This window comes from Chitinophaga sp. (assembly GCF_035564935.1).
In the GTDB taxonomy this organism is placed as follows: domain Bacteria; phylum Bacteroidota; class Bacteroidia; order Chitinophagales; family Chitinophagaceae; genus Chitinophaga.
Window position 1 is genome coordinate 1 of the sequence record NZ_DATMTE010000786.1, and the last position, 10380, is coordinate 10380.

Here is a 10380-nt window from a genome sequence, read left to right on the forward strand (position 1 = left end):
GGAATTAAAGTTGCTGTAGACAAAGCTTCTAATAGAAATATTATAGAAGTGGTTACCGCCAGTGGTAAAATTTACCCTGAAATAGAAGTAAAAGTAAGCTCCGATGTTTCCGGTGAAATCACCGACCTGCCCATCCAGGAAGGCGATTCCGTAAAAAAAGGACAGGTACTGGCACGGATATACGCTGATATCTATGGATCGATGGTAGATAAGGCTGCCGCCTCTATGAGCCAAACACAAGCCCAGCTGGCTAATTCGGCCGCCGCGCTCAACTCCTTCAAAGCCCGCCTCGATCAGAACAAGGCCGCTTATAACAGGAACAAGGAACTTCTTGCCCAGAAAGTAATTTCAAAGTCTGAATTTGAAACAGCAGAAGCAACTTATCTCGCCTCGCTGGCAGATTATAATGCTGCTGTGCAGCAGATCAACGGGAATAAATTTGCCGTTGCCAGTGCGCAGGCCAATCTGAATGAAGCCAACAAGAACCTCGGCCGTACCACCATCTCCGCACCTATGGGCGGTATTGTTTCCCTGCTTTCTGTAAAGAAAGGAGAACGCGTGGTAGGTACTGCGCAGATGACCGGTACCGAAATGTTGCGTATTGCTGATATGAATACCATGGAAGTGCAGGTAGATGTAGGTGAAAATGATATCCCTAAAGTGAAATACGGCGATACCGCTATCATTGAAGTGGATGCCTATAATAACCGCCAGTTTAAAGGCATTGTAACGCAAATTGCCAGTTCCAGCAAAGGTGCTGCCACAGCTACTGTAACTACTGCTTCTTCCGCGGAACAGGTAACCAGCTATATTGTACACATACGCATCCTGCAGGAAAGCTACCAGGACCTCCTCGATAAAAACAAAAAAACCTTTCCTTTCCGTCCTGGTATGAGCGCCAGCGTGGATATCCAAACCAGGCATGTAAATAATGTACTCGCTATTCCTATTAACTCAGTTACCACCCGCGATGCCGATTCTACCAAGGGCGATAAAAAGGCGCCTGAACAGGATAACACCACGCCGGGTTCTTCTGCCGATACCAAGCCCGTGTTAAACGAGGTAGTATTTGTATTGCAGAAAGATGGTAACGTTAAAATGGTGCACGTTAAAACCGGTGTACAGGACGATGCCTGGATCCAGATCACTTCCGGCCTGAGCGCAGGCGACCAGGTGATCAGCGCCCCTTATACTGCTATTTCCCGTACCCTCGAAAACGGCAAGAAAGTAAAAGTAGTACCTAAAGCCGAGCTGTTTGAAGGCGGTGCCAAGTAACACCTGTATACATCATTCTATATAAAAGAAAGGGGGAGACTGAGTAGTCTTCCCTTTCTTTTATAAGGTACCGCCAAAACTGCTTTATTGCTTTTTAATTACATTGCATAAAAATTTGCATTGTGAGCAAGAGCATCGGAATTATAGGCAGTGGCAGCTGGGCCACTGCCCTGGCTAAGATCCTGACAGATAACGGGCATCATATACACTGGTGGATAAGAAATGAAGAAACCATCCGCCATATGCAGCTACGTCATCATAACAAACATTATCTCACTTCGGTATATTTTGATACAAGCCTGCTTAGCCTGAGCAGTGATGTAAGCGCTGTTGCAGCCGCCTGCGATGAGTTGGTGCTGGCGGTTCCCAGTGCTTTTCTGGAAGATGTGTTAGGCAGGTTGCCCGCAGATGCGCTGATCAATAAAAAAGTCATTTCTGCTATCAAAGGGTTGGTACCAAGTACCAACGACCTGATAGGCGAATACCTGCACAAACAATTTAATTTACCCGGCAACCAGTATTTTACCATTACAGGGCCCTGCCACGCGGAGGAAGTAGCCAGTGAAAAACTGTCTTATCTCACGTTTTCAGGTACCCACCTGGCTACCACGCAGGCGCTGGCCGACAAATTTACCGGCAGCTACCTGCAAACAACTGTAAACACAGATGTGATAGGCGTGCAGCTGGCGGCAGTGCTTAAAAATATTTATGCTATGGGCGCAGGTATTGCGCATGGGCAGGAGTATGGAGATAACTTCCTGAGCGTTTTTATTACCAACTGCTTCCGGGAGATGCAGGGCTTCCTGGAAAAGTATGAAGAACAGAAAGCCATGGTGGCCGGTAACGAGCCGGTAGTGCATAACTACAGCGCCAGCGCGTACCTGGGCGATTTACTGGTTACCTGCTATTCATTGCATAGCCGTAACCGCACTTTTGGTAATATGATCGGGAAAGGATACAGCGTAAAAGCCGCTCAGCTGGAGCTGAACATGATTGCAGAAGGCTATTATGCCAGTAAATGTATGCATGAAATGAACAGGAACATCGGGGCTTACATGCCGGTTGCCCAGGCGGTGTATGCTATCTTATGGCAGCAGGTGCATCCTTCAGAGGCTTTTCTTTCACTTGAAAAAGGGTTTATATAAATGTTGGTGGCTGCCGGTCATCCCCCATTGGCAGCAGCTTAATAATCATCATAGTCCTCATAATTATCTTCCCCGATCTTCATAATGGCCCGTACATTCGGGAAATACTGCCTGATAAGGCCGGCAATCCGCGTAAAAAGATAGTCACTTAACACCGGCCCCTCATAATACTCGATCTCGTTTGTTTCGTCCGAGATAACATATTCAGTGATATTACGGTCAATAATGGCCTGAAAGCGCCGCTGGCGGGGTAGTTTCCTCAAACAGACTTTGGTAGGTACGCCATCTACATTAAATGTACATGCAATGTTTCGCATAACGCCGGGTGGTTTAAATGAGAAAATGGAATGGTTAATTCGCCCTTAATGGTAGCCTGGATACTTACTTCAACTAAAATAAGCTGAAATGGACAAAAGAACATTATTGCCCGCCCAATTCCTTAATAATGTTGTCATTTGTGCCATAATACCTCACCTGGCAATGAATTACATTACAATTGTAAGTATTTATGTTTATATGTACTGTTAATAGAATGTAAATGCCCTCATTTTATTTTTCCATCTACTACCTGTGGACCGGGTACAAAATGTGTAGAACTATTTCTACGTTTCCTGGCGGGCCATGCCGTGCAAACACACTGCAGCAGGCATTGGATTAATATTTGGATCATCCTCTGTCCCGATCCGGAAATGGAGGACCTGGTTAGTTGTTAACTGCGTAGTATAAAATTTTTATCATGAAGATTAGAACCTTGCTTTTTGTTACTTCTTATCCGCCGCGTGAGTGTGGGATCGCAACTTTTGCACAAGACCTGGTAAATGCAATGAATAAAAACTTTGCCGGGAATATGAATATTGAGGTGGCAGCGCTGGAAGAGTCGGGGAAACCTGCCAATCCCAAAGAAGCCCCCGTTACCTATTCTGTAAACCCTTTCAATATTGACAACTGTATTGATTTCGCACAGAAAATAAATGAAAACGATAAAATAGACCTGGTTTGCTTTGAGCACGAATTTGGCCTGTATGGAGGAGAATACGGACATAATCTCCTGGCCATGCTGTCGTTGCTGGATAAGCCTTTTGTGGTGCGCTTTCATACCGTGTTGCCCTACCCTGATAATAAATGCACAAAAGTAGTAAGCCTCATCAGCGCCCTTGCAGCAAAGGTGATTGTAATGACCCGCTCTTCGGCCGATTTACTGCGGGATGTATATCATGTACCGGCGGAAAAGATTGTACACATCCCCCACGGCACCCATGCGCACATCGTAGAGGATGTACAGGTGCTGAAAAAACAGTATAATGTGGAAGGACGGATGGTGCTGAGCACCTTTGGTCTTCTCAGCGAAAATAAGGGTATTGAAACAGGTATCCGGGCTATGAAAGACATCGTGAAGCAATATCCTGATGCCATCTACCTGGTGCTTGGAAAAACCCACCCGGTGGTATGCGCCAGGGAAGGAGAAAAATACCGCGAATCACTTGAAAGCCTGGTAACGGAACTCGGCCTGGAAAAGAATGTGAGATTCGTAAATAATTATCTCTCCCTCAAAACTTTACTCGACTATTTATCACTTACCGATATATATCTTTTTACATCAAAAGACCCGCACCAGGCTGTAAGCGGTACCTTCGTTTACGCCATGAGCGCAGGTTGCGCGGTGATATCCACTTCCTTTGTACAGGCCCGCGAAATGCTGGAAAACGGGGTTGGCTGCCTGGTTGATTTCAATAACCCCGAGCAAATTGCAGCCTGCGCATTGCAACTGCTCGGTGACCCCGCATTGCGCGCGGAAATGAGCCGGTCGGCTATTGAAAAAACACGCAGCTCCATCTGGGAAAATGTGGCCATTGCACACATGAGCGTGATCAGTGAAGCACTGGCGGAAGACAAGATCCTGCCGAACCTGCCCCCACCTTACCTGGATCATATAGACCGTATGACCGATGAAGTAGGAATGCTGCAATTCTCCAGGCACGACATTCCCGATCCTGCATTCGGATACACGCTGGACGACAACGCCAGGGCGCTTATTGCCACCTGCATGTACGCCAGCGAATTGAAATCCAGCAGTTTCGTGAACGCGCTCACCCGCAAATACATCGATTTTATCCGTTACTGCCAGCAACCTTCCGGGAATTTCCTCAACTATGTGGATGTTGGCGGCGCATTCAATAAAATGAACGATGAAGTAAACCTGGAAGACGCCAATGGCCGCGCTGTATGGGCATTGGGCTATGCCCTCGCTTCACACCGGCATCTTCCTTTTGACGCCGTGCAGGATGTATCTGCCATGTTTAACAAATGCCTCAGCTGGATGGACACATTGAACTCGCCCAGAGCTATGGCATTCACCATAAAAGGACTGTACTATTTCCTTATTTACAAGCCCGGTGATAAAGCAGTGGAAATTTTGCAGCATCTGGCTGCAAAATTGTATGAACGTTATAAACTGGAAGCGGATGAAAACTGGCATTGGTATGAATCCTATCTTACTTATGGTAACGCCGTACTGCCTGAAGCCATGATGATGGCCTACCAGGTAACAGGAATAGAAGCATACCGCCAGACTGCTGAAAACAGCCTTGCCTTCCTGTGCAGCAAAACCTTTACAGACAGCCATATGAAGGTAATAAGCAACAAAACCTGGTACCACAGGAACAGTACCGGGGAGCCGGAAGACGGAGGAGAGCAGTCTATCGAAGTAGCATACACCATGCTGGCATTAAATATGTTTTATAATATCACAAAAAATAATTCATACCTGGAAAAGATGCGTTTGGCATTCAGTTGGTATTTAGGCAATAATCACCTTAAACAACTTGTTTATAATCCATTAACTTATGGTTGTTACGATGGCCTGGAAAAGAACAATATAAACCAGAACCAGGGCGCTGAATCTACTGTATGTTACCTGATTGCCAGATTATTAATGGAACAATGGAACAAACATAAGTATGTTAGACCAAAACAAAACAGCCTGGCGCCAGTCCGACTTGGCTACAACTGACAATAGCATGAAGTATCCCAGTATATTGATTATAGATGATGAGCCGGATATATGCAGATTATTGCAATTAACGCTTGTACGTCACGGATATAATGTGAAATACGTACATGAACTGGGAGAAGGGATGAGATCCATTTTCAAACATCAGCCCGACCTCCTGTTCCTGGATATCCACCTGCCCGACGGATCGGGCCTGGAAGCATTGCCCGTGATCAAGGAACGTTGTCCCACGCTTCCCGTAATCACGATCAGCGCTTATGACAATGCGATGGAAAAGCAAACCGCCCTGAAGGCCGGCGCCGCGTTTTTTCTGGCTAAACCTTTCAGTCTCAAAAATGTAGATGAGCTGATGGGGAGTATCAAAATAAAAAGCTGAGAACGCCTTTAGTTATAATCAGTAATTTTAAACCAGCTATTCTGTTGCCAATTACCACTATATTAAAGAAGTATGAAAAATATTCTAATAATAGATGACGAAATTAACATCTGTACATTACTGAGTAAATTTCTCGGAAAACATGGGTTTGACGTAGATACCACCATGACCGGGGGAGCTGCGCTCAAAATGCTGAAAGAAAAGACCTATGACCTTGTACTGTGCGATTACAGGCTGAAGGACACGGATGGTGCACAACTGCTGCAGGATATCCACCAGATAAATCCTTCTATCATTGTTATCATTATTACAGGGTATACAGATGTAAGAGTAGCCGTGGAAATGGTGAAAAACGGTGCATACGATTATCTTTCCAAACCCTTGTATCCCGATGAGATCCTGAATCTTGTACACAAAGCCTTTGCTCATAAAGAAGCAGAGCAGGAAAGACGTGCCTCCAGGCCAGTGGAGTCTGGCAGTGAACCTGAAGAAGTACGGGAAACGTTACTGTCACGCAACCAGGACGATAAGAACAACAAATATGTTTATGGTGAAAGTGACGGCGCGAAAGAGCTGATAAGACAGATCAAGCTGGTAGCGCCTACCGACTACAGTGTTATCATTTTTGGTGAAACCGGTACCGGCAAAGAATCGGTGGCGCATCTTATTCATCACCATAGTAAAAGAAGCCAGCAACCATTTGTGGCTCTGGATTGTGGCAGCCTTTCCAAAGAGCTGGCAGCCAGTGAATTGTTTGGCCATGAAAAAGGATCATTTACCGGCGCTATCAATACCAAAATAGGCGCTTTCGAACAGGCGCAGGGAGGTACCCTTTTCCTGGATGAAATCTCCAACTTATCATACGATATACAAGTGGCCATGTTGCGCGTGCTGCAGGAAAAAGTGATACGCAGGGTAGGTAGTTTAAAAGAAGTGCCAATTGATGTACGCATCATAGTAGCTTCCAATGAAAAGCTCTCTGAATCAGTACAGCGCGGCAAATTCAGGGAAGATCTGTTCCATCGCCTGAACGAATTTACCATTTATATTCCGCCTTTAAGGGAACGCCGGGAAGATCTTCCGCTGTTCACTACCGCCTTTGTAAACCAGGTGGAAAGAGAACTGGATAAATCATGCGGAAAAATTTCGGCTGAAGTATGGGATTGCTTCCAGCAATACAACTGGCCCGGTAATATCCGTGAATTGAAGAATGTGATCAGGAGAGCCTGTTTGCTTACGCCTGAAATGGAAGATATTACCATGATGGCATTACCCCTGGAAATGAAGGAATCATTTAACCAGATCCCCGAGGAAGTACATATATCCGGTGAACTGGCGCTTATTTCCAACGATAATGACCTTAAAACGGTAGCGCTTCAGGCAGAATATAATAAGATTATAAATGTGCTGAAAGAAGTGAAGTATAATAAAACAAAAGCAGCGCAGGTATTAAATATCGACCGCAAAACCTTGTACAATAAATTGCGGTTGCTGAACATAAATTACTGATCCTATTTTTATTTACCGGCAAACACCTGTTTGCCGGTAAATAAATTATCCCAATACGGGAATAGCTATTGTAAACACCGACCCCTTTCCCTGTTCACTGTCTACGTGTATGGTTCCTTTATGATTTAACAGGATGTTTTGTGTACTGGTAAGCCCAAGCCCCGTCCCTTTCGTTTTACTGGTATAGAAAGGATCAAATAAACGCGCCAGCTTGTCTTCCGCAATACCGGAACCGTTATCACTGATCATCAGTTTTACCTTGTCCTGGCTAAGCACCGTAGTAACGGTGAGTACTCCTTTCCCCGGTACCATTGCCTCAATGGCATTGATAATAATATTCAGGAATGCAATCACTACTTTTTCTTCATCTGCATTGATCATTACATCCGGAGTCATCAGGTTCCTTTCTACACGCATTCCGTTTAATTGCAGCCGGTCGCCGGATAGCAGCAGTGCTTTTTCTATCAGGGTATTAATTCCCTGGGGTTCCACATGCAGCTCAATCATGCGGGTGCTGTGCAACAGTTCTGTGATCAGTTGGTTAATGCGCGTACAATTGCGTTCAATGATATCTGTATACATAACCGTATCATCATTCGCCACTACCTGCTCTTCTTCCTTAAACTGGCTTACCGCCAGCAGGATGTTAGTCAGCGGATTCCTCACTTCGTGGGCAATCACCCTGGCGATGCGGCCGGTGATCACAAATTTTTCCTGGTGTTGTTTTTCCTGTTCTTCCCTTTTTTTATCCGTAATATCCTGGATCACGCAAAGAAATATCTGTGCAGCTTCGTCCAGCATTACTGCGTTGATCAGCACTACCAGCTTTTTGTTGTCTGCTGTTTTGAAATCATATTCCTGTGAATTGGCAGTGCCATTGTTACAGATGTTATCCAGGAAGTTTTCACTTTGTTCTTTGGAGATAAAAAGATCACGCAGGTGTAGTTTAAGTATCTGCTCCCTGTTATAACGAAGTGTTTTTAAAGCTGCGGGATTAGCATCAATGATATTCCGGTCGCAATCTGCCAGTACTATCAGGTCGTGTGCTTTTTCAAAGATGCCATAGTATTTTTTTTCACTTTCTTCAATAGACCGGCGATGGCTAAATTCGTCAAGTGCATAGCGGATAGATCTTTCCAGCAGGTCGGCCGTCATTTCGCCTTTTACCAGGTAGTCGTACGCACCAGCCTGCATGGCTTCGCGGTCAATACTATAATCCCCCTTTCCGGTAAGCATGATTACAGGTGGCTGGTGATGCATTTCATTCAATCTGCGAAGAATATCTATACCTGTATTAGGGCCCAGCCGGTAATCTACAAGAAGCACATCATGTGTGTTTTCTTCTATGGCAGCCAGCCCTTTCTGGTAAGTGGATGCCCATTCCAGCAAATATTGTCCGGGCGAAATATCATGCAGCAGTTCCGTTACAAGAAAGAAATCATCTTCGTCATCATCTATCATTAAAATGTGTATCGGGCGCTCGCTCATTGTAAGAGATTAGAAAATTTGGCAATTAAAGACGAAAATTACAGCAATAACGGTGCTAACCTTTACTAATCAGCGGCTTCATCATTCCTGGATCTGTGTTTTAACGGCAAAATAACAACAAAGGTAGCGCCCTTTCCGGGGTCGCCATAGGCCTGGATGAAACCGTTGTGGCTGTCTACAATTTTTTTGCAGATAGCCAGCCCAATGCCTGTGCCTGAATATTCGCTGATACCATGTAAGCGCTGGAAAATAAGAAATATCCGGTCGGCATAAGCCTGCTCAAAGCCAATACCATTATCGTCAAAACTAATGCGGCAGTAGCTGTCGTTCCAGCGGCTTTCCTTTACAACCCCTAATTCTTTTCCCCGCAACAGCTGGTGATGGATATTGATTTGAAGTGGCCTGTCCGGGCTGGCAAACTTAATGGAATTGGCCAGGAGGTTCTGGAACAACTGGTGAAAAGAGGTGTCGCTGCCTTCAATTACAGGCAGCTGATCATATTTTACCTGTACATTCTTTTCCTCCAGTGTTACCTCCAGGTCGCTGAGCACTTCCTGTAACAGCCTGTTCATATCCACGGGGGTAATGCTCTCAGGAGTGATACGGCCCGCCCTGGAAAAAACAAGGAGGTCGTTGATCAGCACCCGCATCCGCGAAACGGCAGATACCATACGGTCTATCAGCTGAATGGCGTCTGGGGGCAGCTGTTCTTTATACTTCATTTGCAGCCGGTCGCTGAAGGTGGATATCTTGCGTAACGGTTCCTGCAGATCGTGTGAAGCCACATAAGCGAATTGTTCCAGCTCCTGGTTGGTTTTGTTCAACAGGGAAATATTCTGCTGCAGGTCGCGCTGGTAAGATTTCATCCTGCTTTCGATATGCAGCTGTAATTTAAATTCCCGGGTTAGTGTAACATAGGAATAAATACCTATCACGATAGCCACCAGGGAAGAGATAAAGATCATGGGCACCCACATCACGGCAAAGAAATGAAACAGTTCCGATTTTTCCTGTACCAGGCCTTCTTCGATCCGGGTCATATCACGCACCTTGTTATCAATAATGTCCATTGATCTTTCTCCTTCTTTCACTTTCGAAAGCTGCTTTACCTGGGTTGAATTTTCTCCGCCCAGCTGCAGTTGACGGTATTTGACAGCCAGCAACTGGCGAAGCGTATCCAGGTGCTTTTGTTGTACGGGGTTGTCGGAGGTAATTTTCCGGAGCAGAAGGTATTCCCTTTCAATCCTGTTACTGCGCTCCTGCATACTGGGATCCAGGAATGAGCTGTCTTGCGTAAGTGTATACCCCCTGATGGCTGCCTCGGCCTCCTTAAGTTGGCGGGTAATAACTTCCAGCCGCTTCGATACTTCAATGGCATGATTCAGTCTGCCGGCATTATCCAGCAGGTTTTTGGCCACCAGGTAGGAAAACACGGAGGCCGCCACGATGACCGTAAATGCAATGAAAAAACCAAGGCGTATTTTTTTGTGTACAGAAAAATGCATCTGTAAGTATAAAGATGTTGAGAAAGCATTTCAAGTTACTATTTATGTATGAATTTCAATACTAAAAAAATA

General features: G+C 45.4%; 8 protein-coding genes. 5 read left to right on the forward strand and 3 right to left on the reverse strand.

The window, feature by feature from the left end; genetic code table 11:
- Both VN105_RS20250 and VN105_RS20255 read left to right on the forward strand, forming a co-directional pair.
- Positions 1 to 1275 (forward strand): efflux RND transporter periplasmic adaptor subunit (locus VN105_RS20250; protein ID WP_325643587.1); only part of this gene is annotated, 1275 nt, incomplete at its 5' end.
- A gap of 122 nt (positions 1276 to 1397) precedes the next feature.
- The gene (locus VN105_RS20255; RefSeq protein ID WP_325643589.1) at positions 1398 to 2420 is read left to right on the forward strand and encodes an NAD(P)H-dependent glycerol-3-phosphate dehydrogenase; all 1023 of its coding nucleotides are present in this window, start codon (positions 1398 to 1400) and stop codon (positions 2418 to 2420) included.
- A 38-nt stretch (positions 2421 to 2458) separates the two neighbouring features.
- Here the strand turns inward: VN105_RS20255 and VN105_RS20260 are convergent, their stop codons facing one another.
- A complete protein-coding gene (locus tag VN105_RS20260; protein ID WP_325643591.1) occupies positions 2459 to 2737 on the reverse strand; it encodes a hypothetical protein in 279 nt (92 codons plus the stop codon).
- Between the two features lie 419 nt (positions 2738 to 3156).
- Here VN105_RS20260 and VN105_RS20265 point away from each other — a divergent pair, with 419 nt between their 5' ends.
- From VN105_RS20265 to VN105_RS20275, 3 genes are all read left to right on the forward strand, one after another.
- Positions 3157 to 5430 carry a glycosyltransferase gene (locus VN105_RS20265; protein WP_325643593.1) on the forward strand — a complete coding sequence of 758 codons (2274 nt, stop codon included), beginning with the start codon at positions 3157 to 3159 and terminating at the stop codon, positions 5428 to 5430.
- Between the two features lie 7 nt (positions 5431 to 5437).
- Positions 5438 to 5806 (forward strand): response regulator, encoded by a 369-nt coding sequence (locus tag VN105_RS20270; protein ID WP_325643595.1) that lies wholly within the window; start codon positions 5438 to 5440, stop codon positions 5804 to 5806.
- 72 nt (positions 5807 to 5878) lie between these two features.
- Positions 5879 to 7315 carry a sigma-54 dependent transcriptional regulator gene (locus tag VN105_RS20275; RefSeq protein ID WP_325643597.1) on the forward strand — a complete coding sequence of 479 codons (1437 nt, stop codon included), beginning with the start codon at positions 5879 to 5881 and terminating at the stop codon, positions 7313 to 7315.
- A 45-nt stretch (positions 7316 to 7360) separates the two neighbouring features.
- On the opposite strand, the gene VN105_RS20280 is transcribed toward VN105_RS20275, so the two are convergent.
- Positions 7361 to 8803, reverse strand: a complete 1443-nt coding sequence (locus VN105_RS20280; protein ID WP_325643599.1) for a hybrid sensor histidine kinase/response regulator — start codon at positions 8801 to 8803, stop codon at positions 7361 to 7363.
- Positions 8804 to 8868: 65 nt separating this feature from the next.
- A complete protein-coding gene (locus VN105_RS20285; protein WP_325643601.1) occupies positions 8869 to 10308 on the reverse strand; it encodes a sensor histidine kinase in 1440 nt (479 codons plus the stop codon).
- Positions 10309 to 10380: the final 72 nt, after the last annotated feature.